The sequence below is a fragment of the Micromonospora sp. NPDC005171 genome, from assembly GCF_040608575.1.
Taxonomy (GTDB): domain Bacteria; phylum Actinomycetota; class Actinomycetes; order Mycobacteriales; family Micromonosporaceae; genus Micromonospora.
In genome coordinates this window covers 14472-39166 of sequence record NZ_JBEXIM010000051.1, presented here as the reverse complement: position 1 = coordinate 39166, position 24695 = coordinate 14472, and the positions used below count along the sequence as shown (strand labels likewise).

The 24695-nt window shown below is 71.5% G+C and carries 25 protein-coding genes and 1 pseudogene; 18 read left to right on the top strand and 8 right to left on the bottom strand.

Annotated features, from left to right (window positions below; translation table 11 throughout):
- Positions 1-278: 278 nt before the first annotated feature.
- From ABZU74_RS31435 to glmM, 9 genes are all read left to right on the top strand, one after another.
- Positions 279-1046 (top strand): helix-turn-helix transcriptional regulator, encoded by a 768-nt coding sequence (locus ABZU74_RS31435; protein ID WP_355431562.1) that lies wholly within the window; start codon positions 279-281, stop codon positions 1044-1046.
- Positions 1037-1234, top strand: coding sequence for a DUF397 domain-containing protein (locus tag ABZU74_RS31430; RefSeq protein ID WP_355431559.1), 198 nt, complete (start codon positions 1037-1039; stop codon positions 1232-1234). Before ABZU74_RS31435 ends, ABZU74_RS31430 begins: the two co-directional genes overlap by 10 nt.
- A 282-nt stretch (positions 1235-1516) precedes the next feature.
- Positions 1517-2212 carry a methyltransferase domain-containing protein gene (locus ABZU74_RS31425; RefSeq protein WP_355431556.1) on the top strand — a complete coding sequence of 232 codons (696 nt, stop codon included), beginning with the start codon at positions 1517-1519 and terminating at the stop codon, positions 2210-2212.
- Positions 2213-2301: 89 nt separating this feature from the next.
- Complete coding sequence (locus tag ABZU74_RS31420) at positions 2302-2559, top strand: DUF6364 family protein (protein WP_030329990.1); 258 nt, start codon at positions 2302-2304, stop codon at positions 2557-2559.
- A complete protein-coding gene (locus tag ABZU74_RS31415; RefSeq protein WP_355431552.1) occupies positions 2549-2842 on the top strand; it encodes a type II toxin-antitoxin system PemK/MazF family toxin in 294 nt (97 codons plus the stop codon). Before ABZU74_RS31420 ends, ABZU74_RS31415 begins: the two co-directional genes overlap by 11 nt.
- Before the next feature lie 128 nt (positions 2843-2970).
- Positions 2971-4353, top strand: a complete 1383-nt coding sequence (locus ABZU74_RS31410; protein WP_355431550.1) for a nitrate/nitrite transporter — start codon at positions 2971-2973, stop codon at positions 4351-4353.
- 209 nt (positions 4354-4562) lie between these two features.
- Positions 4563-5006 (top strand): 50S ribosomal protein L13, encoded by a 444-nt coding sequence (gene rplM / locus ABZU74_RS31405; RefSeq protein ID WP_030489638.1) that lies wholly within the window; start codon positions 4563-4565, stop codon positions 5004-5006.
- A 20-nt stretch (positions 5007-5026) separates the two neighbouring features.
- Positions 5027-5500, top strand: coding sequence for a 30S ribosomal protein S9 (gene rpsI / locus ABZU74_RS31400; protein ID WP_112626216.1), 474 nt, complete (start codon positions 5027-5029; stop codon positions 5498-5500).
- Positions 5501-5620: 120 nt separating this feature from the next.
- Complete coding sequence (glmM, locus tag ABZU74_RS31395; protein WP_355431546.1) at positions 5621-6979, top strand: phosphoglucosamine mutase; 1359 nt, start codon at positions 5621-5623, stop codon at positions 6977-6979.
- A 160-nt stretch (positions 6980-7139) separates the two neighbouring features.
- Here glmM and ABZU74_RS31390 read toward each other — a convergent pair whose 3' ends face one another.
- Positions 7140-8012 (bottom strand): class I SAM-dependent methyltransferase, encoded by an 873-nt coding sequence (locus ABZU74_RS31390; RefSeq protein WP_355431543.1) that lies wholly within the window; start codon positions 8010-8012, stop codon positions 7140-7142.
- 126 nt (positions 8013-8138) lie between these two features.
- Positions 8139-8729 (bottom strand): XRE family transcriptional regulator, encoded by a 591-nt coding sequence (locus ABZU74_RS31385; RefSeq protein WP_355431540.1) that lies wholly within the window; start codon positions 8727-8729, stop codon positions 8139-8141.
- 97 nt (positions 8730-8826) lie between these two features.
- Here ABZU74_RS31385 and ABZU74_RS31380 point away from each other — a divergent pair.
- Positions 8827-9840 (top strand): annotated as a pseudogene (locus ABZU74_RS31380) (NAD(P)/FAD-dependent oxidoreductase).
- Positions 9841-9981: 141 nt separating this feature from the next.
- The gene (locus ABZU74_RS31375) at positions 9982-11526 is read left to right on the top strand and encodes an MFS transporter (RefSeq protein ID WP_355431537.1); all 1545 of its coding nucleotides are present in this window, start codon (positions 9982-9984) and stop codon (positions 11524-11526) included.
- Between the two features lie 147 nt (positions 11527-11673).
- On the opposite strand, the gene ABZU74_RS31370 is transcribed toward ABZU74_RS31375, so the two are convergent.
- Together ABZU74_RS31370 and ABZU74_RS31365 are read right to left on the bottom strand one after the other, a co-directional pair.
- On the bottom strand, positions 11674-12870 hold the full coding sequence (locus ABZU74_RS31370; RefSeq protein WP_355431534.1) for a pyridoxal phosphate-dependent aminotransferase: 1197 nt from the start codon (positions 12868-12870) through the stop codon (positions 11674-11676).
- A 152-nt stretch (positions 12871-13022) separates the two neighbouring features.
- The gene (locus ABZU74_RS31365) at positions 13023-13529 is read right to left on the bottom strand and encodes an MmpS family transport accessory protein (protein ID WP_355431531.1); all 507 of its coding nucleotides are present in this window, start codon (positions 13527-13529) and stop codon (positions 13023-13025) included.
- Between the two features lie 742 nt (positions 13530-14271).
- Between ABZU74_RS31365 and glmS the strand changes: the two genes are divergently transcribed.
- Positions 14272-16185 carry a glutamine--fructose-6-phosphate transaminase (isomerizing) gene (glmS, locus tag ABZU74_RS31360; protein WP_355431528.1) on the top strand — a complete coding sequence of 638 codons (1914 nt, stop codon included), beginning with the start codon at positions 14272-14274 and terminating at the stop codon, positions 16183-16185.
- A gap of 3 nt (positions 16186-16188) precedes the next feature.
- Here glmS and ABZU74_RS31355 read toward each other — a convergent pair whose 3' ends face one another.
- On the bottom strand, positions 16189-17796 hold the full coding sequence (locus ABZU74_RS31355; RefSeq protein ID WP_355431525.1) for an alpha/beta hydrolase: 1608 nt from the start codon (positions 17794-17796) through the stop codon (positions 16189-16191).
- Entirely contained in the window at positions 17793-18089 is a 297-nt protein-coding gene (locus ABZU74_RS31350) for a hypothetical protein (protein ID WP_355431522.1), read from the bottom strand. The genes ABZU74_RS31355 and ABZU74_RS31350 overlap by 4 nt, the downstream gene beginning before the upstream one ends.
- 175 nt (positions 18090-18264) lie before the next feature.
- Here ABZU74_RS31350 and ABZU74_RS31345 point away from each other — a divergent pair, with 175 nt between their 5' ends.
- From ABZU74_RS31345 to ung, 6 genes are all read left to right on the top strand, one after another.
- On the top strand, positions 18265-18633 hold the full coding sequence (locus tag ABZU74_RS31345; RefSeq protein WP_355431519.1) for a holo-ACP synthase: 369 nt from the start codon (positions 18265-18267) through the stop codon (positions 18631-18633).
- Between the two features lie 55 nt (positions 18634-18688).
- Positions 18689-20158, top strand: a complete 1470-nt coding sequence (locus ABZU74_RS31340) for an NAD(P)H-hydrate dehydratase (RefSeq protein WP_355431516.1) — start codon at positions 18689-18691, stop codon at positions 20156-20158.
- 90 nt (positions 20159-20248) lie between these two features.
- Positions 20249-21367, top strand: a complete 1119-nt coding sequence (alr, locus tag ABZU74_RS31335) for an alanine racemase (RefSeq protein ID WP_355431513.1) — start codon at positions 20249-20251, stop codon at positions 21365-21367.
- Positions 21364-22467, top strand: a complete 1104-nt coding sequence (locus ABZU74_RS31330) for an alpha/beta hydrolase (protein ID WP_355431510.1) — start codon at positions 21364-21366, stop codon at positions 22465-22467. Before alr ends, ABZU74_RS31330 begins: the two co-directional genes overlap by 4 nt.
- Positions 22464-22946 (top strand): tRNA (adenosine(37)-N6)-threonylcarbamoyltransferase complex ATPase subunit type 1 TsaE, encoded by a 483-nt coding sequence (gene tsaE / locus ABZU74_RS31325; RefSeq protein ID WP_112584898.1) that lies wholly within the window; start codon positions 22464-22466, stop codon positions 22944-22946. Before ABZU74_RS31330 ends, tsaE begins: the two co-directional genes overlap by 4 nt.
- Positions 22947-23011: 65 nt before the next feature.
- The gene (ung, locus tag ABZU74_RS31320) at positions 23012-23713 is read left to right on the top strand and encodes a uracil-DNA glycosylase (RefSeq protein ID WP_355431506.1); all 702 of its coding nucleotides are present in this window, start codon (positions 23012-23014) and stop codon (positions 23711-23713) included.
- Between the two features lie 19 nt (positions 23714-23732).
- Here ung and ABZU74_RS31315 read toward each other — a convergent pair whose 3' ends face one another.
- Together ABZU74_RS31315 and ABZU74_RS31310 are read right to left on the bottom strand one after the other, a co-directional pair.
- Positions 23733-24110, bottom strand: a complete 378-nt coding sequence (locus ABZU74_RS31315) for a hypothetical protein (protein WP_355431504.1) — start codon at positions 24108-24110, stop codon at positions 23733-23735.
- 41 nt (positions 24111-24151) lie between these two features.
- The gene (locus ABZU74_RS31310) at positions 24152-24436 is read right to left on the bottom strand and encodes a helix-turn-helix transcriptional regulator (RefSeq protein ID WP_355431502.1); all 285 of its coding nucleotides are present in this window, start codon (positions 24434-24436) and stop codon (positions 24152-24154) included.
- Positions 24437-24695 lie beyond the last annotated feature (259 nt).

Genomic DNA, 24695 nt, shown 5'->3' with positions numbered 1-24695 from the left:
CTGCTCCCGCTCCAACGCACTCAACCTCGACGCCATAACCACCCCAACGACAACCACCAAAAGGGGGTGTTGCAACCACCGGTTGAGCCCGCCGCGCGAACGGAAACTGTCCAAGATCTGCGCAGGTCAAGAGCGGCCCCGATACGAACGCGTCCGCCAAGTTCCGTGGTGTGCCTACTGGCCGCGCCGCCTGATCCCACCTTGCGGGCGGTGATGGGACAAGAACAGCCCGTAGCGATATGGTCGCAAGACATTCCGCGCATCCGATGGGGGAAGTCGTGAACGATGCGTTACGCGCCGCGCTGGCCGAGACGGGGCACTCGATTGAGTCCCTGGCAGGGCTGGTTGGGGTCGATCGCAAGACGGTCGCGCGTTGGCTGAACCACGACCACATTCCCCACCCTCGACACCGGGAGGCGGCGGCGAGCGCGCTCCGAAGGCCCATAGGGGACATCTGGCCGGACACTTCAAGACGCCGCGAGCCAGTTTGGTTTCGACCATGGCAAGAGATCGAGCGCGAGGCAATCTCGCTGCGGTCGTTTCAGTCGACCGTTCTCCCCGGCCTGCTCCAGACCGAGGCATACGCTCGCGCCGTGCTCGCCGGAGCCGACGTCATCGCCCGCAGCGACGTCGAGCGGCACCTGGCCTCACGACTCGCCCGGCAAAGCATCCTGACCCGTGACGACCCGCCACATTTCACCGCTGTTGTTGACGAAGCCGTGCTGCGGCGGCCAGTCGGCGGACGAGCCACCATGCGTGAGCAGGTGCAGGCCCTCATCAGCGCGTGCGGGGCCCCGCACGTCCGCGTGCACATAGTCCCCTCAACCGTCGGCGCGTACGCTGGCCTGAACGGTCCCTTCGTGATCGCGGTGGGGACCGAGCATCGAATTGCCGGCTACCTCGACAATCAGCTTCAGGGGCAAGTCGTTACCGGCGCCGAGGACATAGCGGCGATGCTGGCCGCGTGGGAGAACGTGCGCGGCGAGGCGCTGTCTCACTGGCAATCCGTCGATCTACTTACGGAGATGGCGAAGACATGGAACTGAGCGGCGCGCAGTGGCGTAAGAGCACCCGCAGCAGCGGTAATGGCGGCGACTGCGTCGAGGTTGCGGACAACCTGCCTGACATCGTTGGCGTGCGGGACTCGAAGGACCCGGCAGGGCCGGCGTTAGCCTTCGGGCCAGCGGCCTGGCGGGCGTTCGTCGGTATGGCGAAGGCACACGACCCGGCCTGACCAGCATTGATGCAAAGGCTCCCGGCTCCTGAACCCTAGGAGAGCGCCGGGGGCCTTTCGCGTGTCCGGGTCAAACACCCGCCAGGCAGCGTAAGCGTGCCAGATGAACCACACCGACCGTTCTCGACGGTCTCGGCTCCGCCGCGGCGGAGCCGCGGTGACTTGCGCGCGATGGGAGTACGAGTCGGACGCCTTTGGAGCTGAATCGCTGACGACATCAGGGCCGTTCACCGCGCAGCGTCTATACTGTGGGAAAATTGTTTCAAAATATGGGAGGCTGCGATGAGCGTGGCGGACGTGTTCGACGCGGTGGCCGGCACGTACGACGAGGCGCGTAGGCGGCTGATCCCGTGCTTCGATGCCTTCTACGGCACCGCCGTCCAGGTGGCCGCGCCGCCGCTGCGCGCCGCGCTCGCCGCTGGGCGTACCCCGGAGGTGTTGGATCTGGGCGCCGGCACCGGCCTGCTCTCGCTGCTGCTGTCCGCAGCGGTGCCCGGAGTCCGGCTGACACTGGTGGACGGGGCGCCGGCGATGCTCGCCCGCGCCACCGACGAGTTGGCCGCGCGGTCGGTGCCACACCGAACGGTCCAGGCCGACCTGGCCGACGAGCTGCCGCCGGGCCGGTACGACGCGGTGGTCAGCGCGTTGGCGATCCACCACCTGGACGACGCCGGCAAGCGCGCGCTCTACCGACGGGCAGCCGCCGCGCTGGCGCCGGGCGGAGTGTTCGTCAACGCCGAGCAGGTCGCCGGCCCGACCCCGGAGCTGGACCGGCACTACGACGAGGTGTGGCTGGCGCGGATCACCGAGCTGGGCGCGTCCCCCGACGAGATCGCGGCTTCCCGGGAGCGGATGCGCCACGACCGCCCGGCGACAGTGGCGGACCAGTGCCGGTGGCTCGCCGAGGCGGGGCTGGCCGACGTCGACTGCTACTTCAAGGAGTGGCGCTTCGCGGTGTTCGGCGGTCGGGCCGGGTAAGCCCGGCGGAATGTGCGTTTCGCCTCCCGGGGGCGAGCCGGTGAGCGCGGGGATGACTGTTGGTCACACCGCTGGGTAATCTGCTCGGCATGACTGCCAAGGTGACTCTCTCGTTCACGGACGAGACGATCGAGGAAGCGCGGCGGTTCGCCAAGCGCGAGGGGCTGTCGCTCTCCGCGTGGATGGACCAGGCCGCCCGGGAGAAGGCGCTGCGCGAGGTCTTCACCGCGCACGCCGCCGCCGTGGGCCGCGCCAGCCTTGATCTGGAGTCCGCCGCCCTCGCCGACGCCCGCGAGGTGGGCATGGTCAACGACCTGTTCTCCGACGGACGGCCGCGTGCTGCGTAGGGGTGAGATCTGGCGCATCGAGGGCGCCCGGGAACGCCTCGGCCTCGTGATCAGCTCGGACGTCTACAACTCCACCGACGTGCCCATCGTGATCGTGGTCGAGGTGGTCGAGGAGTCGCTGCTGCGGGACTCGCCGCTCGCCGTCTCGATGGGCCGGTACGTGGTGATGCCCGACCGGATCTCCTCGCCCATGAAGAAGTGGTTCACCGAGTGCGTGGACGTCGCCGACACCGACACCATGCTGAGGGTCGGCCGCGCGCTGCGCATTCTCCAACAGCTCTGACCCCCACCTCACCATCGCCGCCGGGCCGTGGTGCGATCCCCGTTTCCGGCCCGACCCGGGACGGGCACTGCCAGGTAACCGGGCCTTCCTAGCGTTTCCCCTCGTCACATCGACGAGGAGGAGCCGCCGTGAGCACGCTCACCAGCACCGCAGTCACCGCCGAGCCGCCTGCCGTCACCGGTCGCCGGCAACCGCTGCACGACTGGCGCCCCGAGGACCCGGACTTCTGGCAGGCCACCGGTGCGCCGATCGCCCGGCGCAACCTCTGGGTCTCGATCTTCGCGGAGCACGTCGGCTTCTCGGTGTGGAGTCTCTGGTCGGTCACCGTGCTCTTCCTCGGCCCCGCGTACGGCATCGATCCGGCCGGGAAGTTCCTGCTCACCGCCGTGCCGGCCGCACTGGGCGCGGTGCTGCGGTTGCCGTACACGCTGGCGGTGGCCCGCTTCGGCGGACGACGCTGGACGACAATCAGCGCACTGCTGTTGCTGGTGCCCGCGGTGCCGATGACGGTGCTGCTGGAACCCGGGGTGTCCTACTCCACGCTGATGGTGCTCGCCTGCCTCACCGGGGTAGGTGGCGGCAACTTCGCCTCCTCGATGGCGAACATCAACCTGTTCTATCCGCAGCGGCTCAAGGGTCGGGCGCTCGGGCTCAACGCCGGTGGCGGCAACCTGGGCGTACCCGCGGTGCAGTTGGTCGGCCTGGCGGTCCTCGCCACCGCGGGTGCCGCGTACCCCCGGTTGGTGCCGGCGGTCTACCTGCCGCTGATCGTGCTGGCCGCGCTGGCGGCGGCCCGCTGGTTGGACACCGTGCCCGGGGCGCGCAACGAGCCGGGCGCGTTGCGTGAGGCGGCCCGCGACCCGCACACCTGGGTGATGTCGCTGCTCTACATCGGCACCTTCGGCTCGTTCATCGGCTTCGGGTTCGCCTTTGGTCAGGTGCTCCAGCTCCAGTTCGCCGAGCGGTTCCCCACCCCTGTCGACGCCGCCTGGCTGACCTTCCTGGGCCCGCTGGTCGGCTCGCTGATCCGGCCGCTGGGCGGGCACCTCGCCGACCGGTTGGGCGGGGCCCGGGTGACCTTCTGGAACTTCGTGGCGATGGCGGCCGGCGCGAGCATCGTGCTGTACGCGGCCCGGGAGCGCTCGTTCGGGCTCTACCTGGCCGGATTCATGGCCCTCTTCGTCTTCTCCGGCGTCGGCAACGGCTCCACGTACAAGATGATCCCGGCGATCTTCCGGGCCCGGGCGGCGGACGCGGTGGCCTCCGGTGAGCGTGATCCGGAGGCCGCCGCCCGGTGGGCGCGGCGGATGACCGGCGCGTTGATCGGCATCGCGGGTGCGATCGGCGCCTCCGGTGGGGTGCTGGTGAACGTCGCGTTCCGCCAGTCGTTCCTCAGCTCGGGCAACGCCGACGCCGCCTACCTGGCCTTCATCGGCTGGTACGCGTTGTGCTTCGCGGTCACCTGGGTCGTCTACCGTCGTCCGAGGGCCGGTCGGCTCACCAACGTGTGAGCTGAACCACCCTCGGCGCGTCGCCGCGCGGGACCGTACCCCCGTTTTGACCTGCGGACGGGGCGCCCGGTATCGTTGCCTGCTGTTGTACGACATCCAGAGGCGTGCCCCATCAGGTACGCTTGGTCGTTCGTGCGCGCTGGTCCGGCCTGCTAGATCTGGTCACCTCGGCGCGCGACCCCAGACCGACGACGAGACAAGGTAGACCTGTGCGTACGTACAGCCCGAAGCCGGGTGAGATCGAGCGTCAGTGGCACGTCATCGACGCCTCTGATGTCGTGCTGGGCCGCCTGGCCACCCACGCCGCCACGTTGCTGCGTGGTAAGCACAAGCCGACTTTCGCGCCGCACGTCGACACGGGCGACTTTGTCGTCATCGTGAACGCGGGCAAGGTTGCGCTGACCGGCAACAAGCGCCAGACCAAGGTTGCTTACCGCCACTCCGGTTACCCGGGTGGTCTGAAGCAGATCGGCTACGAGGAGCTGCTGACCAAGCGTCCCGAGCGGGCCATCGAGCTGGCCGTGAAGGGGATGCTCCCGCACAACAAGCTCGGCCGTCAGCTGATCAAGAAACTGAAGGTCTACGCCGGTGCCGAGCACCCGCACCTCGCGCAGCAGCCGGTGCCGTTCGAGATCAAGCAGATCGCGCAGTGAGCGCGGGCGAAGGAAGCAGCATGACCGACATCATCGAGACCGAGGTCGCCCCGGAAGCCCCCGAGGCTACCGAGGCGCCGGCGCCCGTCGCCCGCGCGCCTCGTGGTGACCGGCCGATCCAGACCGTGGGCCGCCGCAAGGAGGCCATCGTCCGGGTCCGTATCGTTCCGGGCACCGGCAAGATCACCTGCAACGGCCAGGACCTCGAGGCGTACTTCCCGAGCAAGGTGCACCAGCAGCTCATCAAGGACCCGCTGGTCACCGCCGAGAAGCTCGAGCAGTTCGACGTCATCGCCAACCTGCGTGGCGGCGGCACCACCGGCCAGGCCGGTGCGCTCCGGCTGGGCATCGCCCGCGCGCTGATCATCAACGAGCCGGACGACCGCCCGGCCCTGAAGAAGGCCGGCTTCCTCACCCGTGACGCCCGGGTCAAGGAGAGCAAGAAGTACGGCCTCAAGAAGGCCCGTAAGGCTCCCCAGTACTCGAAGCGCTGATCATTCCCAGCGCGTTGTACTTCTGACGGACGGCCGGTCCGCCTCCCCCTCTACGGGGGGGGGTGGGTCGGCCGTTCCGCTTTCTCGTCACTGGCAGTGCTCATTCGGAGGTTGGCGGGTATGGGTCGGTTGTTCGGCACGGACGGCGTACGCGGGCGGGCAAACGCGGATCTCACCCCGGAGTTGGCGTTGGCGCTGGCGGTGGCCGCCGCGCACACGCTCGCTGAGACGGACCGCAGCCATCCACCGCTCGCCGTCGTCGGCCGGGACACCCGCGCCAGCGGCGAAATGCTGGAGGCCGCCGTGGTCGCCGGTCTGACCAGCGCCGGCGCCAACGTGGTGCGGGTCGGCGTGCTGCCCACCCCCGCGGTGGCGTTCCTCACCGCCGAGGCCAAGGCCGACCTGGGTGTGATGCTCTCCGCGTCACACAACCCGATGCCGGACAACGGCATCAAGCTCTTCGCCGCCGGCGGTCACAAGCTGCCCGACGAGATTGAGATGCAGATCGAGGCGGCCGTCGAGACGAACGCCACCACCGCCTGGGACCGGCCGACGGGTGCCGGCGTCGGCCGCGTGCACGACCTGCTCGACGGCGCGGACCACTACGTCCAGCACCTGGTCGGCACCGTTGCGCACCGGCTCGACGGGATCAAGGTCGTGGTCGACTGCGCCAACGGCGCCGCCGCCGAGGTCGCCCCCGTCGCCTACCGGGAGGCCGGCGCGGAGGTCATCGCCATCCACGCGGAGCCCGACGGGCTGAACATCAACGACGACTGCGGCTCCAACCACATCGAGGCGCTGCGCGCCGCAGTGGTCGAGCACGGCGCCCACCTGGGCATCGCCCACGACGGCGACGCCGACCGCTGCCTGGCGGTCACCGCCGACGGCGACGAGGTGGACGGCGACCAGGTGATGGCGATCCTCGCGCTTGCCATGCGGGACGCCGGCACGCTCACCCAGGACACCCTGGTCGCCACCGTGATGAGCAACCTCGGGCTGCGGCTCGCGATGTCCGCGCAGGGCATCCGCCTGATCGAGACCAAGGTCGGCGACCGGTACGTGCTGGAGGAGCTGCGCGCGTCCGGCCTGGCGCTCGGTGGTGAGCAGAGCGGCCACATCGTCATGCCCGCGCACGCCACCACCGGCGACGGTGTGCTCACCGGCCTGCACCTGATGGCCCGGATGGCGGCCACCGGCCAGACCCTCGCCGAGCTGGCCTCGGTGGTCACCAAGCTGCCCCAGGTGCTGATCAACGTGCCGGTCGGCGACCGGACCGTCGGCGCGGCCGCGCCAGCGGTGCGCGCCGAGGTCGAACGGGCCGAGGCGGAGCTGGGGGAGACCGGCCGGGTGCTGCTGCGCCCGTCGGGCACCGAGCCGCTCGTCCGGGTGATGGTCGAGGCGGCCACCGAGGCGACCGCCCGTGAGGTCGCCGAGCGGATCGCCGAGCTGGTCCGCACCGCCAGCCCTGCCACGTCCTAGACGAGTAAGTCCAAACTCTGGGGTCTACGGCTCAGCGTGCGCTGTGGCTGGCCCGCCATGTCGACGTGCTGTTGAGCGGTATACCTCAGAGGTATGAATATGACTCTGAGGTATACCGCTCGATGCTGCATCGGCCGCCAACGGAGGTGACCGACGGGCATCAGGCGCGGCGGGCGGCCCAGACGGTGCGCTCGGTTCGCATCGTCAGGTCGTCGCGGCGCAGGATGCTGTGCGGGCTGCTGATGTCGAGGAGCTGATCGAGGGCGGTGAGGTCCTCGGGGGTGAGCATCTCAGCGGCAGCGCCGCGAATGCCCTGCAGGCCACCGAGGGCGTAGCGGCCGATCGCTTCGCTGCGGGAGCCCGCGATGTTCACGGCGATGGCGTATTCGCCCTCGATTCTGAATCCGGCGGCGGTCAGCATTCGGCCCCAGTCGGCGCCTCGGTGGGGCATGTGCTCGGCAGCGAGGCGGTCGGTCGCGGCGTGGCAACGCTCTTCCAGGCCGGGCCGGTTCTCGGGGGCGCTTTCCGGGAGGAACCGGGGAAAGCCGGCCAGTTCGACGACGGCGAACAGTCCGCCGGGAGTGAGCAGGTCGTGGACGGCGCGCAGTACGCGATCGGGGTGGGCCATGTGATGCAACGATGCCGACGCCCACACCAGGCCCGGTGAGCCGAGATCGGGCCAGACAACGTCATCGAGGTTGGCCTGCAGCCTGCTCACGCGTTCCTCCAGGCCACGGGCGCATGCCTTTGTGCGCAGGCGCTGAAGGTGTTCGGCGGACGCGTCGACGGCGGTGACGTGCGAGTCGGGGAAGCGGTCGAGGAGGGCGAAGGTGCCCGCGCCCGTGCCGCAGCCCAGATCCACAATCTGCCGTGGGTTTGTCTCCAGTGGCAGCCATGCGGTGATCGAGGCTATGTGCTCGGCGAGGATCTCGGCGTCCAGTTCGAGGATCTCCGCCTGGCCGTCGGTTCCGTGTTCCTGGTGGCATCCGTGCGGAGCGCCGTGATGGGAGGTGTGCGGGTGCGGGCGGGTCATGCCTTCACATTAGGATGATTATGCGTATACGGCACGTAGCCTTCCTGTTTACGCAAGAAGATCGTCAGTTCTGCTGCCTGACGCGCAAGAGGTGACCATGTCGGGAGCGTGGCGCGTCCCGTGTCATCATTCGAGACCGCCCTGCACGTCGCCGCTGTCGTCGCGCTGGTGGCTGCGGCGGGCGTCGCGGTCGAAGATGCCCAGGATGTCGCAGGGTCCACCCGCAGTGCCGATCGCGTGCGGCATCATCGTGGGGAACTCGGCGGCCTGGTTGGTCTCGAGGCGAAAGCGGCGGTGGCCGAGCAAGAGGATCGCGGTGCCGGACAGGACGACTAGCCATTCGCGCCCCGAATGGGCACGCATGCGCGCCAGGTTCTCGGGCGGTGGTTCGGTCATGCGCTGGCGCACCACGCTCATGCCGGGGTCGCCCTTCACGAGCCAGCGCAACCCGCCGTGGGTGCCCTCGATCATCGGGCTGGTGACGACGTCGTCAGTGGCGGTCTCCACGAGCTGATCCAGCGTTGTGTCCAGGGCGCGGGCGAGAGTGACCAGCTGATCCAGTGCGAGGCGGCGCTGGCCGTTCTCGATGCGGCTCAATGAGGACTGGCTGAGGTGGGCGCGGGTGGCCAGTTCCTCCAGGGACCAGCCCTGTGCCACCCGCAGGGCGCGGAGGCGTTTGCGTACGAGGCTGTCCAGCTCGCCATCTTCTTGCGTCATAGGCAACATGGTATGCCCTTGATGCAAGGTGGGGTTAGCGTCGGTGTAGATGGTCCGCACCGTCTGGGACCACGCACAGGCCAAGGATTAGGAGGACATGGCTGTGACAACTTCTTCGTACGCGAGTGACGCACTGCCTAACGGGACTGTCGACACGGTGGTGATCGGCGGCGGCGCCGCCGGGCTGAACGGTGCGCTGATGCTCGCCCGCTCCCGCCGCTCGGTCCTCGTGATCGACAGCGGCACTCCGCGCAACGCACCGGCCGAGGCCATGCACGGCTTCATCGTTCTGGATGGCACCCCGCCCTCCGAGATCTATCGGCGAGGCCGGGACCAGGTGCGCCAGTACGGCGGCCGTATCGTCCTCGGCGACGTGGCCTCGACCGAGCCCGCCGCCCCGGCGGCTGACGGGGATCTGCGCTTTACCGTCACCCTGGCCGACGGCCGGAGCGTAACCGCGCGCCGCGTGCTGGTGGCAACCGGTCTGCGGGATGTTCTGCCCGAGCTTCCCGGGCTCGCCGAGCACTGGGGACACGGCGTGGTGCATTGCCCGTACTGCCATGGCTGGGAGGTGCGCGATGAGCCCATCGGCATCCTCGCCACCGGTCCCGCCTCGGTCCACCACGCACTTCTCTTCCGCCAACTGACCGAGGACCTGACCTACTTCACCCACGGCACTGACCTCGATGAAAACACCCGCGCGCGCTTCGCCGCCCGCGACATCCGCATCGTCGACACCCCGGTCCGGTAAGTCACCAAAAATGAGGACGGCACCCTCGCCGGGGTGCGCCTGACCGACGGCCAGGTCGTGGCCCGCCGTGTGCTCGCGGTCGCCACGCAGATGCAGGCCCGCACCGAGGGCCTGGAGGGTCTCAAGCTCCCGACGGAGGACCTGCCCGACAACATGGGCCGACGCTTCGCCTCCGGCATGGCCGGCACCACTGAGGTGCCGGGTGTGTGGGTGGCCGGCAACGCCACCGACCTGAGCGCCCAGGTCGGCGCCTCCGCAGCGGCAGGCGCCCTGGCCGGCTCCCACATCAACGCCCTACTGGCCACCGCGGACACCGACGCGGCCCTCACCGCAGCCCAGGGGCGGTCCTCCACACCCTGATATCACCGCGGCCCTGGCCACCGCCCGACCGCACTCAGCGACCGGGCCCCTGCTCCGGCGCTCATTCAGCATGTCCTTCTTTGAGAGGCAACCATGAGTACGAACCAGCTCGCACCAGCCGCTGAAGACGGCGGCGCAGGTGTGCCTGATGCACGGCAGTTGCGCACCATCCTCATCGCCGTTTCCGTCGCGCTCATGGCGGTCATCGCGTCGGTGTCCGGGCTGAACGTCGCGCAGACCCACATGGCCGTGGAGTTCGGCGCCTCGCAGAGCACGATTCTGTGGATCATCAACATCTACACCCTCGCCCTGGCCGCGCTCCTGTTGCCGCTCGGTGCGATCGGTGACCGCCTGGGCCGTAAGTCCATGCTGATCGCCGGGCTCGGTGTCTTCGGTGCCGCGCACGTCGTGGCGGGCCTGGCCCCGACGACGGAGGTCATGCTCGCCGCGCGTGTGGCCAGCGGTATCGGCGCAGCAATGATCATGCCGATCACCCTGGCCGTCATCACCTCCACCTTCCCCGAGGACCAGCGTGGCAAGGCGATCGGCGTGTGGACCGGCGTCGCCGGGGGTGGCGGCATCCTGGGCATGTTCCTCTCCGCCCTGCTCGTCGACGTCGCCGATTGGCGGTGGCTGTTCGCGCTGCCGGTGGCCCTGGTCCTTGTGGCCCTGGTCATGACGCTGAAGTCGGTCCCCAACTCCCGCGAGAAGTCGGCCCATCGCTTCGACACCGTCGGCGCGCTGTTCTCCACCGTCGCCGTGGCCGGCCTCATCTTCGTTCTGCAGGAAGGCCCTGACCGCGGCTGGACCGCCCCCGCCACCCCGACCAGCCTCGCCGTCGGCCTCATCGCCACCGTCGGCTTCGTGGCCTGGGAGCTGCGCCGCCGCGACGCCTCGCTGCTGGACGTGCGGCTGTTCCGTGAGCGCGGCCTGGCCGGCGGCTCGGTCACGCTGCTGGTGGTCTTCGGTGTCCAGGCGGGCATCGGGGTGGTCCTCTTCCCGTTCTTCCAGGCCGTGCTCGGCTGGTCGGGCCTGCTGTCCACGGCCGCGCTGATGCCGATGGCCGTCATGATGATGATTGCCTCCGGCCTGGCCCCCAGGCTCACCGCACGAATCGGCGCCCGCTCGACGATGGCCACCGGCATTGCGCTGGCCGGCGTCGCCTTGGCGCTCATGGCCCTGTTCGTTTCCGTCGACGGCGGATACCTGTCCATCCTGCCCGGCCTGCTCGCCATGGGCCTCGGCATGGGCCTGTCGATGACCCCATCCACCGAGGCCATCACCGGCTCCCTGTCGCGGGAGAAGCAGGGCGTTGCCTCCGCGCTCAACGACGTCACCCGCGAGTTCGGCACCGCGCTCGGCGTCGCCCTGCTCGGAGCGCTCGTGTCCGCCGGCTATCGCAGCACCATCGACGACAGGCTCCACGGCATCCCCCAGGGGGCCGCGGACACCGCCCGGGAGGGCATCGCCAACGCCGTTGCGGCGGCGGGCGGCACGGGCACCCACGCGCAGGACCTGCTTCACGCCGCCCAGCAGTCCTTCGTCGACGGCTGGCAGCAGGCCATGTGGGCAGGCGTCGCCGTTATGGGGGCACTCTTCCTCTACATCGTCCTCCGTGGCCCGAAGAACACGGTCCCCGTCGTCAGAGACGAGGCAGCAGCCACCGAGGCCGTCGCCGTCCTCTGACCACGCATGAGCCGGGCGTGCAATGGCTGTGCACCTTTTGGAGACACGGCCTGGCGGGCCGCGTCACTGGTGGCGGGCGGTCACGACGGGTTTTGTGGAGCTGAACTGTTTACGACATCAGTTCAGCTCCACAGCGCCCGTGCCGGGTCAGCGTGCCGGAGCCAGGGCGCGCAGCCGGGTGACCGCCTCGGTCAGCACCTTGGGGCGTTTGCAGAAGGCGAACCGGACCAGCCGCCGACCCGCGTCGATGTCGTCGTAGAAGACCTGGGTGGGCACCGCCACCACACCGCAGCGCTCCGGCAACGACCGGCAGAACTCCACCCCGTCCCGGCCGCCGAGGGCGGTGATGTCGGCGGTGACGAAGTACGTCCCCTCCGAGTCAAGTACCTCGAACCCGGCGTCGGTGAGGCCACCGACGAGCTGGTCACGCCGCTGTTGGAGGCCGTCCCGGAAGCCGGTGTAGTAGTCGTCCGGCAGGGCCAGCGCCACGGCCACCGCCGGTTGCAGCGGCGCGGCGTTGACGTAGGTGAGGAACTGCTTCACCCGGAGCACCGCCGAGACCAACGCCGCCGGGCCGCTCGCCCAGCCGACCTTCCACCCCGTGCAGGCGAACGTCTTGCCGGCCGACGAGATGCGCAGCGTCCGCTCCCGCATCCCCGGCAGGGCCGCCAGTGGCACGTGCGGGCTCGCCGCGTCGGTGAAGACCAGATGCTCGTACACCTCGTCGGTGACCGCGTACGCGCCGAACTCCTGGCACAACTCGGCGACCTGCGCCAACTCGGCCGGGGTGAAGACCTTCCCGGTCGGATTGTGCGGGGAGTTCAGCAGCACCAGCCGGGTGCGCGGGCCGAACGCCGCACGCAGCGCCGCCGGGTCGAAGGCGTACCGGCCGTCGGCAGCGGGACGCAACGTCACCGGCCTGCGGACCGCGCCGGCCAGCGCGATCGAGGCGGCGTACGAGTCGTAGTACGGCTCGAAGCACACCACCTCGTCGCCCGGTTCGCAGAGCGCGAGGATGCTCGCCGCCACCGCCTCGGTCGCGCCCGCCGTGATGACGATCTCGTCGTCCGGGTCGTACGCCAGGTCGTGGAACCGCCGCTGATGGGCCGCGACGGCCGCGCGCAGGGCGGGGATCCCCGGGCCGGGCGGGTACTGGTTCTGCCCGTTGCGCAGCGCCTCGGCCGCGGCGGCCAGCATCTCCGGCGGGCCGTCGGTGTCGGGGAAGCCCTGCCCGAGGTTGACCGCGCCGGTGCGTACGGCGAGGGCGGACATCTCGGCGAAGATCGTCGTGCCGAACGGCCGCATCCGGGCCACCAGCGGGTCGACATCGGTGCTCGTCGTCACGTGCGCCAGCCTACGACCACACCCGGGTCGAACCCAGCCCACCGCGGGCCCATGATCGACTCGACATCGCCGGAAGCGGGGTGTCACCCGCACCGCGACAGCGCGATTTCCACGATGTGATGTCGATCAAGCGGGACCGGCCGCGCTCGGCCTCAACCGACCGAGCAGGTGGTCCGCCAGTACCCCCGCACCTTGTCGACGACGGGTTTGCCAGCACCGGTGACGGTGACCGCGCAGTCGATCGGCCCGTGGTAGTCGATGTCCGGCCAGGTGGCCTCCACCATCACCCGGCTCCTGCCATTGGTCCGGATGGTGGTCCGCCAGGGCAACTTCGCGTTGTCGACGTGCATGAGATCGCTTTCGGCGTCGTAGTACGCGATGTCTGCCGTACCCGAGCCGGTGACCTCGTAGACCACCGTCACGGGGGCCGGCCCGGACGTCGGTCGAGTGACCGGCCGTTTGCTCGGGGTGGGCGCTGTGGTTGTCGGTTGGGCGTCCGGTCCCTCGGGGATGAGCGGCCCGGCGGTCGGCTCGGCCCAGCCGTCGACGTCGGGAGTGCCCCAGGGTTCCTCGGCGAACGGCTCCGAGCCGCTCCCGTCGAGCAGCAGGCTGCCCGCGCAGAGGCAGCCGCAGACGGTCAGGACCAGCGCCAGGAACACGGCGATGACGATCCCGACGGCACGGCCGCTGTGCGTGGACGGGCCGCCGCCGGGCTGCGGATGGCCGGGATACGCGTACGGCGGCGGATAGCCGGGCGGCGGCGGCCACCCCGCGGGCGGCGGCGACCATCCTGCGGGCGGCGGTGACCACCCTGCGGGTATGGGCCAGCCGACTGGCGGCATTCCGGTCGGCTGCGTCCAGCCTGCGGTCGGCGGCTCGGCGGTGGGCGTGGGCCAGCCGGTGGGCGGGGGCGGTGCCCACGGCGCGGCCGGTGCCCAGGGTGCCGGTGCCCACGGTGCTGGCGGTGCTGGCGGTGCCCACGGTTGGCCCGGGGCCAGCGGGTCGGGTGCCGGGAACGCGGCCGAGGGCGGTGCCGTCGGATCCGCTGCTGGAGAGCCCGCACCCGGCGAGGACTGCTCGGCTGACGCCCCAGACGCGCCGCCGACTGACGGGTCCGGCGGGGGAGAGGGGGATGACTCGGGCGGGGGCGCGTCGGACATGGCTGCTCCGGGCGGGAGTGGGTATGGGAACGAACGAGCCGAGGCACGGGGGCGCGCCGAACCCGCCGAGAGACTGTCGTACCCGAAGGCGTGCCGCAACCCCGTCACCCCGGCGGACCGGGAAGTGGGCCGCGAAGCTCGTCCGGTTGCGGCCCTCCAACCACCGATCGCTCAGATTCCGTGATTGATAACCCGACTTTCGAGCACCCATCATGAGTGAAACTGGGTTAGGCTGCGGGCCATGTGTGGAATCGTGGGATACGCGGGCGCGCGCCCCGCACTCGGCATCGTCCTCGACGGGCTGCGGCGGCTGGAATACCGCGGCTACGACTCGGCAGGCGTCGCGATCGTCTGCGCCGACCAGCTGCTGACCGAGAAGAAAGCCGGCAAGCTGGCCAACCTGGAGAAGGTGCTGTCCGAGCGGGCCGCCGACGACCCGACCTCCTGCGCGGCCAGCCCGATCGGCATCGGTGACGGCACCACCGGCATCGGGCACACCCGGTGGGCCACCCACGGCGGCCCGACCGACCGCAACGCCCATCCACACGTCGCCCCCGACGGGCGGGTCGCGGTGATCCACAACGGCATCATCGAGAACTTCGCCAAGCTCCGCGCCGAGCTGGAGGCCGAAGGCGTCCAGTTCACCAGCGACACCGACACCGAGTGCGCCGCGCACCTGCTCGCCGCCGCGCTGGCCGACCTGCGCGCCGCCGGCCAGCCGGACAGCCCGCAACTGCTCGCCGCCGGCATGCGCGTGGTCTGCCAGCGGCTGGAGGGCGCGTTCACCCTGCTCGCCGTGGACGCCGCCGTGCCCGGCGCGGTCGTCGGCGCCCGGCGCAACTCGCCGCTCGTGGTCGGCCGCGGCGACGGGGAAAACTACCTGGCCAGCGACGTGGCCGCGTTCATCGAACACACCCGGGAAGCGGTCGAGCTGGGCCAGGACCAGATCGTGCTGATCACCGGGGACAGCATCGAGATCACCGACTTCGAGGGCCAGCCCGCCGCCGGCAAGGACTTCCACATCGACTGGGACTCCTCGGCCGCCGAGAAGGGCGGCTACGACTGGTTCATGCTCAAGGAGATCGAGGAGCAGCCGCAGGCCATCGCCGACACACTGCTGGGCCGGCTCACCGAGAGCGGCGAGATCGCCCTCGACGAGGTCCGCCTCAGCGACCAGGACCTGCGCGACGTCGACAAGATCTTCATCGTGGCCTGCGGCACGGCGTACCACGCCGGCATGGTCGCCAAGTACGCCATCGAGCACTGGACCCGGATCCCCTGCGAGGTGGAGCTGGCCAGCGAGTTCCGCTACCGCGACCCGGTCCTCGACAGGTCCACGCTGATCGTGGTCATCTCGCAGTCCGGCGAGACGATGGACACCCTGATGGCGCTGCGCCACGCCAAGGACCAGAAAGCCCGGGTGCTGGCGATCTGCAACACCAACGGCTCGACCATCCCCCGCGAGTCCGACGCGGTGCTCTACACCCACGGCGGGCCGGAGATCGCCGTCGCCTCCACCAAGGCGTTCCTCACCCAGGTCGTCGCCTGCTATCTGATCGGCCTGCACCTGGCCCAGGTGCGCGGGATCAAGTTCGCCGACGAGGTGGGCGCGGTGGTCGCGCAGTTGCAGGAGATTCCCGGCAAGCTGCGTGAGCTGCTCGACCGGATCGAGCCCGTCCGCGAGCTGGCCCGGGACCTGAAGTCCGAGCCGACAGTGCTCTTCATCGGCCGGCACGTCGGCTACCCGGTGGCCCTGGAGGGCGCGCTGAAGCTCAAGGAACTGGCGTACATGCACGCCGAGGGCTTCGCCGCCGGTGAACTCAAGCACGGCCCGATCGCCCTGATCGACAAGGGCACCCCGGTGATCTGCGTGGTGCCCTCGCCGATCGGTCGGGGCATGCTGCACGACAAGGTCGTCTCCAACATCCAGGAGGTCCGGGCTCGTGGCGCGCGGACCATCGTCATCGCGGAGGAGGGTGACGAGGCGGTCGTCCGCTACGCCGACCACCTGATCTACGTGCCGCGTACGCCCACCCTGCTGGCGCCGCTCGTCACCACTGTGCCGTTGCAGGTGCTTGCCGCCGAGATCGCCGCCGCCCGGGGGCACGACGTGGACCAGCCCCGCAACCTGGCCAAGTCGGTCACCGTCGAGTAGGCCTCAGCGGCCCAGCACGACCCGGGCCATCCCGTCCAGCGCGGGATTGCCCGGGTCCCAGTAACCGGTGTGCCCACCTCGTCCACTGCCGAAGACCCGACCGCCGAACCCGGGATCGGACGGGTCGTGCCCGAACCACAGCTCGTGCCCGGTCTGACCCGGCCAGCCCAGCACGGCGGCCAACGGAGCCGTACGCAGCAGGACCCGTCGGGCCAGCTCGTCCGGTGACTGGGCCGCCCGGATCACGTCGTCGGGGGCGCTGCTCGCCCAGACCTGCCCGGGTGGCACGCCCAGCTCGGCGGCGTGCGACGCGCCGACACCGGGTGAGCCGACGAAGACCAGCGCGTCCGCGGCGAGCCCGTGCTCCCGGGCGGCCACCCCCACCACCAGCGACCCGTAGCTGTGCCCGAGCACCGTCTGCCGGGCCGGCGGCCCCTCGTGGGTGGCCCGCAACCCCTCCTGGAAGCGATGCAACGCCGGGCCGGCGTCGCGGGCCTGACCCGCCGAGGCGGCCTCGGTCAGGAGATCCGGAGCGTCGTAGTCCAACCAGAGCACCGCAGCGCTGCGCTCACCCGGGGCGAGCGCCGCGCACCGGTCCAGCACCCGGGCCGCCCTGCCCAGCTCGCCGGGGGCGTCGTCCAGGCCGGCGGTCATCCCCGGCACGTAGGTCAACACCCGGTCGGCGTGGTCGGGGTCGCCGAGCGCCACCACCACCCGGCCCTCACCGGCCGGATCCAACCCGAGCAGGTACGCCCGCGGCGCCCCGTCGCCCGTCAACCGCCCGACCAACGCGTCCAGGCCGGCCAACCGTCCGACCACCCCACGCAGCCGGACAGTCGCGAGTGGCCCCGGCGGCACCCGGGCCAGCAACCGTCGCCGCTCGGCCAGCAGCTCCGCACGCCAGGCGTCGAGCCGTAACCGGTTGGCCTGGTCTCGGGCGGCCACCGGCACCCCGTCCAACCCGCCGACCACTGCCGGCTCGCGCCCGATCAGCCACCGTCGCTGTGCCGGGGTCAACCCGGACCACCAGGCGCTGACCAGCGCGGGCGCGGCACCGGGGGCCGGTCGACCCGGCGGCGGCGGGGACGCCCAGCCGGTGCCGGCAGCCCTCGCCAGCTCAGCCAACCGGTCGGCGGCGACCCGGTCCGCGGCGGCTGCCCCGTCGAGCGCGGCCCGCAGGGCCGCGGCCACCCCAGCCGCTGCCACCGCTGCCGCCGCCACCCCGGCCCGGTCGGTGGGTCGAACCCGGACGGGATCGACCCGCACCCCGCCTGAGCGGTCCACCAGTAGGCCGGCCGCCTCGGCCTGGGCTACCGCCTCGGTGAGCCGTGCCTTCTGCACCGTCAGCCGGCCGGCCAACTCGGCCAGCACCTGGTCGACCTCGATCAGCGCTGGTGCGACCGAGGCCAGCTCGTCCCGAAGACCGGCGAGCCGGGTGTCCGCCGCCGTGGCTGCCGCACCCGACCAACCGCCGCGCAACCGCCCGCCTGCCGCGCGCAGCTCACCGACGCGCCGATTCAGTGGCCCGATCAACCCCGCCCACGCCGCCCCGGCGGCCCGCCACCCGTCCGGATCGACAGCCCACAGCTGCCGGTAGCCGACGCCGCTCACCGGGGCAGGGTGGCGAAGCGGTCGGCGGCCCGGTCGTCCACCGTCTCGTACGCCTCGGCCGCAGCCCGGACCCCGCCGGAGGCCGACGCGACCTGGGCGCCCAGCCGGCAGAACCAGGCGTGCCCGGCCGCCTCCAACCCGGCCAGGGCCGCGCCAGCTCGCCACTCGGGTGCCGCCACCACCAGCCCGGGCAGCCCGGCGAGGCCCAACGCCAACCGGCGCGCCTCGTCGTCGAGCAGGACGGCGACCGCCCGCAACTCCTGCAGCCGGACGGTGAACGGCTCGTCGGTCATGACCACACCCCCGTGGACGATCGGCATCGACGCGCTGACGCTAGGCGCGTACCGGAGGTCGCGCGGTGCCCTGTGGACAGCCGGCGTCGAGGCGTACCCCGGGGGTGTCCACAGGCGTTGCCCAGCGCGAGCCCGACGGCTAATCTGCGACCCCGACCGCCGGTAGGGTGATGTGGTGATCGTCGCTGTCGGCATCGACGTCGTCCTGGTCGACCGGTTCGCCCGGGCCCTGGCCCGGACGCCGCTGCTCGCCGACCGGCTCTTCACCGAGGCCGAGCGGCACACCCGCACCGGCAACCCGCGCTCACCCGAGTCGCTCGCCGCCCGGTTCGCCGCCAAGGAGGCGGTGGCCAAGGCGCTCGGCGCTCCGGCCGGGCTGAGCTGGCACGACTGCGAGATCGTGCCCGACCCGGACGGCCGCCCCTGGCTGGCCGTCTCCGGCACGGTCGCGGCGGTGGCCGACGCGCGTGGGGTCAACCACTGGCATCTCTCGTTGTCGCACGACGGCGGGATCGCGTCGGCGATGGTGGTCGCGGAACGATGACGTCGGCCGGGCGGGCCGGTCGGGCCCACCCGCGAACGGGATGGGACACGGTGGCATGAGAGCGGTGTGGCGGGTGGCCGACGTACGGGCGGCCGAGGCGGGGTTGATGGGCACGCTGCCGGAGGGGACGCTGATGCAGCGGGCCGCCGCCGGCCTGGCCCGCCGCGCCGCGCTCGTGCTCGCCGAGCGGGGCGGCGTCTACGGGGGCCGGGTGCTGCTGCTGGTCGGCTCCGGTGACAACGGCGGCGACGCGCTGTACGCGGGCGAGCGGCTGGCCCGCCGGGGTGTCCAGGTGTCCGCCATGTTGCTCAGCCCCGGGCGGGCGCACGCCGCCGGCCTGGCCGCGCTACGGGCCGCCGGCGGTCGGCTGGTGTCGGGTCCGGCCGGCCCTGTCGACCTGGTGCTCGACGGCATCGTCGGCATCGGTGGCACCGGCGGGCTACGGGCCAACGCGGACGGGATGGTCCAGCGCCTCGACGAGCTGCGCGGACGCGACGGGGAGCGGGCCACAGTGCTGGCGGTCGACGTGCCCAGCGGGGTCGCTGTCGACACCGGCCACGTGCCGCTGTCCGCGTCCGGCCGGCCCACCGCGGTCCGCGCCGACGTGACGGTGGCCTTCGGCGCGCTGAAGCCCGCCCTGGTGGTCGGCCCGGCCGCCGTGCTGGCCGGGCAGGTCGAGCTTGTCGACATCGGGCTGCGGCCGTGGCTGCGTGGCACCCCGGCGCTGCGGGTCACCGAGTGGTCCGACCTGGTCGACTGGTGGCCCGAGCTGGGCCCGTCGTCGGAGAAGTACACGCGGGGCGTGGTGGGGGTGGCGACCGGGTCGGCGACCTACCCCGGCGCGGCGGTGCTCTCCGTGGGCGGCGCCCTGGCCGGGCCGACCGGCCTGGTCCGCTACGCCGGCAGCGCCCGCGCCGAGGTGCTGCACCAGCACCCCTCGGTGATCGCGAGCGAGCGGGTCGCCGACGCGGGTCGGGTGCAGACCTGGGTCTGCGGCTCCGGGCTGGGCACCGGCGCCGACGCGGCGGCCGAACTGCGGGCCGTACTGGCCGCCCCGGTGCCGGTGGTGCTCGACGCCGACGCCCTGACCCTGCTGGTGGACGGCTCGCTCGCCGACCGGTTGCGGGGTCGGGACGCGCCCATCGTGGTCACCCCGCACGACCGGGAGTTCACCCGTCTCTGCGGGGAGGAGCCGGGTGCCGACCGGGTCGGCGCCGCGCTGCGGCTGGCCGCGTGGATGAACGCGGTGGTGCTGCTCAAGGGCGACCGCACGGTGATCGGCACGCCGGACGGTCGGGCGTACGTCAACCCGACCGGCACCCCGGCGCTGGCCACCGGCGGCACCGGCGACGTGTTGGCCGGGCTGCTCGGCTCGCTGTTGGCGGCCGGGGTGCCCGCCGATCGGGCCGCCGCCTCGGCCGCGTACCTGCATGGGCTCGCCGGGCGGGAGGCGGCCCGGGGTGGGCCGGTGACCGCGCCCGACGTGGCGACCGCGTTGCGTCCGGTGTTGGCCCGGCTGGGCTGAACCGGGCGGTTCCGGGTGCGGTGACCGGATCGCCGCGCCGGGACGTGCGTCGCCGCCCGCGGTGATCACGGCGGAAAGTAGGCTGGGCGCATGTGGCAGGCCGAGGTACGCGTCGATCTTGACGCCATCCGCGAGAACGTGAGCAGGCTCCGCTCCGGCACCACCGCCGAGTTGATGGCGGTGGTGAAGGCCGACGGGTACGGCCACGGCATGCTTCCGGCCGCCCGCGCGGCGCTCGACGCCGGGGCGGACTGGCTCGGCGTCTGCACCCTCGACGAGGCGCTCACCCTGCGCCGTGCCGGGGTGACAGTGCCGGTGCTGGCCTGGTTGCTCGCGCCCGGGTTGCCGCTGCACGAGGGGGTCAGCGCCGGGGTGGACCTGGGCACGGCCAGCCTGGCGCAGCTGGACGAGATGATCGAGGCGGGTCGCCTCGCCGGGCGTCCCGCCCGCCTGCACCTCAAGATCGATACGGGGTTGTCCCGGGGCGGCGCGACCGTCGCCGACTGGCCCGCGCTGCTGGACGCCGCCGTGAAGGCGCAGGCCGACGGCCTGGTCGAGGTGGTCGGCGTGTGGAGCCACTTCGTGTACGCGGACTCGCCCGGCCACCCCACCACCGACCGCCAACTGGCCGTCTTCCACGAGGGGCTGTCCATGGTCGAGCGGGCCGGGCTGCGACCGCGCTGGCGGCACCTCGCCAACTCTGCCGCCACCCTCACCCGCCCGGACACCCACTTCGACCTGGTCCGCCCCGGCCTGGCCATCTACGGGCTCTCGCCGGTGGCCGGCGAGACGTACGGGTTGCGGCCGGCGATGACCGCCCGCGCCCGGGTGATGCTCACCAAACGGGTGCCCGCCGGCACCGGCATCTCCTACGGGCACGCCTACACCACAGAAACCGACGCGAACCTGGCCGTGGTGCCGCTCGGCTACGCCGACGGGGTGCCCCGGCACGCGTCCAACACCGGCCCGGTGCAGCTCGGCGGCGTACGCCGGACCATCTCGGGGCGGGTCTGCATGGACCAGTTCGTGCTCGACTGCGGTGACGACCCGGTGGCCGACGGCGACGTGGCGACGCTCTTCGGCAGCGGTGCCGACGGCGAGCCGACCGCTGACGACTGGGCCGAGGCGGTCGGCACGATCAACTACGAGATCGTCACCCGGTTCGGCGGCACGCGGGTGCCCCGGGTCTACGACGGCGAGAAACCATGAGTTACCGCATTCCGCGTCCGCGGACGGCCGCGGGCCGGGTCGCGGGGATCGTCGGCGCGGCGGTGGGGGTGGCCGCGGCGGGTCTGGCGGCCGGGGTCGCGACCGAACGGACCCTGGTCCGTCGGCTCAAGGCCGACCCGGCCGACCGCTACGCGCACGAGACGTTCGACCAGCAGCGGTACGACGAGGCGTTCCGCCTGGAGTTGCCGGACGGCACGGACATCCACGTCGAGGTGGTCGAGCCGACCCGGCCGGTGCCGGGGCGCCCGACGGTGGTGCTGGTGCACGGCTTCTGTCTGGACATGGGGACGTTCCACTTCCAGCGGCAGATGCTCGCCGCTCGCGGTGACTACCGGATCGTGGCGTACGACCAGCCCGGTCACGGCCGGTCCGGCCGGCTGGAGACCGGGGAGTACGACCTCACGGTGCTCGGCCGGACGTTGCGCCAGGTGATCGACCGGACCGCCCCGGACGGGCCGCTGGTGCTGGTCGGCCACTCGATGGGCGGCATGACCATCATGGCGTTCGCCGAGCTGTTCGGAGAGCTGTTCGGTGACCGGGTGGTGGGCACCGTTCTGATGGCCACGTCGGGCGGGCTCATCGCGGAGACCAAGCTGGTCGCGCCCGCGCTGCTCGGCCGGGTCGGTGGCCCGGTGCTCTACATGGTCAGCAACGCCACCCGCTACGGCGGGCCGGTGATCGACAAGGCCCGCAAGTCCACGTCGAACGTGGCCTGGCTGCTGACCCGCAAGTACGGCTTCGGCACCCGCAAGCCCAGCCCGTCGCTGGTGTCCTACGTGGAGACGATGAACTCCCGGACGTCGGCCGACACGGTGACCCGCTACCTGCGGACCCTGGCCACCCACTCGCGCTTCCCGGCGCTGGCGGCGCTGGCGGCGACTCCGGTGCTGGTGGTGGTCGGCGACAAGGACATGATCACTCCGGTGACCCACTCCGAGGAGATCGTCCGCCGGTTGCCGCACGCCGAGTTCGTGAAGATCAAGGACAGCGGTCACGTGGTGATGTTGGAGCACGCGGACGAGGTCAACGCCGCGCTGGCGCGGTTCCTGGAGTCATTGCAGAGCGTGGAGGAACGGTGAGTCACGTCGTCAAGCTGCCGACCGTCGAGGACACTCGGGACTTCGGCAGGCGGTTGGCCGGGCTGCTGCGCGCCGGCGACCTGGTGCTGTTGACCGGCCCGCTGGGCGCCGGCAAGACCGCGCTCACCCAGGGCATCGGCGCCGGGCTCGGTGTCCTCGGTGACATCACCTCGCCGACCTTCGTGATCGCCCGGGTGCACCGCCCCGACCCCGCCCGGGGCGGCCGGGTGGCGCTGGTGCACGCCGACGCGTACCGGTTGGGTGACGCCACCGACCCGCGCGCCGAGATCGACGACCTGGACCTCGACGCGTCGGTCGACGACTCGGTGACGGTGGTGGAGTGGGGCGAGGGCCTGGTGGAGCAGTTGGTGGACGCGCACCTGCGGGTGCGCATCGACCGCCGCGACGACGACACCCGCATCGTCGAGCTGGACCCGATCGGCGGTGACTGGGCCCGGCGGCTCGCCGACCTGGGCTAGGTCGGCGGCTGTCGTACCCGATGCCTAGAGTGCGGGGGACCGACCCGCGCTGTGAGAGGTTTCTGATGCCCGACGACGCTCCCGCCCTGGATCTGCTGGCCCACCTGCCGGAGCAGTGGCGTGCCGTGCTCACCCCGCACCTCGACCCGGCACGCACCGCCGCGCTGGGCGAGTTCGTCGCCCGGGAATACGCGACGCAGACCGTCTTCCCGCCGCTGGAGGACCTGTTCTCGGCATACCGGCTCTGCCCGCCGCAGGGCACCCGGGTGCTCATCCTCGGGCAGGATCCTTACCACCGGGCCGGGCAGGCACACGGGTTGAGCTTCAGCGTCCGCGACGGTGTGTCGGTGCCCCCGTCGCTGCGCAACGTCTTCAAGGAGTTGGGCGAGGACGTGGGCGTGCCCAAGCCGCGCAGCGGCAACCTCGACGGGTGGGCCGCCCAGGGTGTGCTGCTGCTCAACGCGGTGCTGACCGTCCGTCAGGCGACCCCGGGCTCGCACGCCAACGCCGGCTGGGAAGAGTTCACCGACGCCACCATCCGGGCACTGGACGCGGCACCCGACCGGGTGGTCTTCCTGCTCTGGGGTGGCTACGCCCGGAAGAAGGCCGCACTGGTCACCAATCCGCAGCACGTGGTGCTGGAGGCGGGCCACCCCAGCCCGATGAACCCGCGCGGCTTCCTCGGCAGCCGCCCGTTCAGCGCCGCCAACAAGGCACTAGCCGACGCCGGCCTGCCCACCATCGACTGGGAGCGCACCGCCGGCTGACCCAACACCGGCAGTTGGCTCAGCCGTCGCTGGCCAACTGCCGGTCCCGGTAGCGGCGGAGCAATTCGGCAGCGCGCGGCTCGCTCAGCTCCAGCTCGATGAGCGGCACCACCTGGTAACTCCGCCCGCCGTGGCACACCTCGATCGTCTCGGGCAGTTCGTCGCACATGGTGGCCCTGATCTCCCCGTACCGGGTCGACCACAGGTGTTCGCCCGGCTCCTCGGGCTCCAGCCATACCCCGCCGAACTCACCCCAGCGGGCGTTCCACCGTTGGCCGTAGTTCGTCTCCAACCAGCGGGTGAACAGCTTGGCGTCCTGCCAGCGCAGGGCGATCTCCAGCGCGTCGACCGGCACCGGTGCGCCCTGTAGCAACGCCGCGGTGCAACCGGTGATCACCTGCGGGAAGTCGGTCAGTCGGTCCAGCAGCCGATCCAGCCCTAGCCCTCGATCCGCTCGGCGATCGGCCGGGCGGCCAAGCCGTCGATTCGGGCGTCGAGGTGCGCGTCCAACGGCTCGACCCCGATGACCAATTGCACGTCCATCGCGGCGAACAGTCGCTCCAGCACCGGGATGGTAGGCGCTCGCTCACCACGTTCGAACCGGGCCACCGCGGCCTGGTCGACCTCGGCCAGCGCGGCCAACTGACGCTGGCTCAGGTCGCGCAGATGTCGTTGATGCCGCACGGCAGCGCCGAGCACTGTGACAAGGCGAGTCGATGACACCCCGGCATGGTGGACCACGGGCGAGATTCCCGCGATCCCGCTGCGGCAGGTCGGCGGCTCGCGGCGCGATCCGCGTCCGAGATCGCCGAGCGCACGACCTGGCGGGCCTTACCCCAATGAGCGTGATGTCTGTGAGTCATCACGATGACTCACAGACATCAGGCTCATCAGCGATTGTGGCTCCAGCGTTCGTCCGAGGCTAGGCGGTGGGCCCGGCCGCCCGCAGGGCTACGGCGGCAGGACAGCCTGCGGCGGGGCG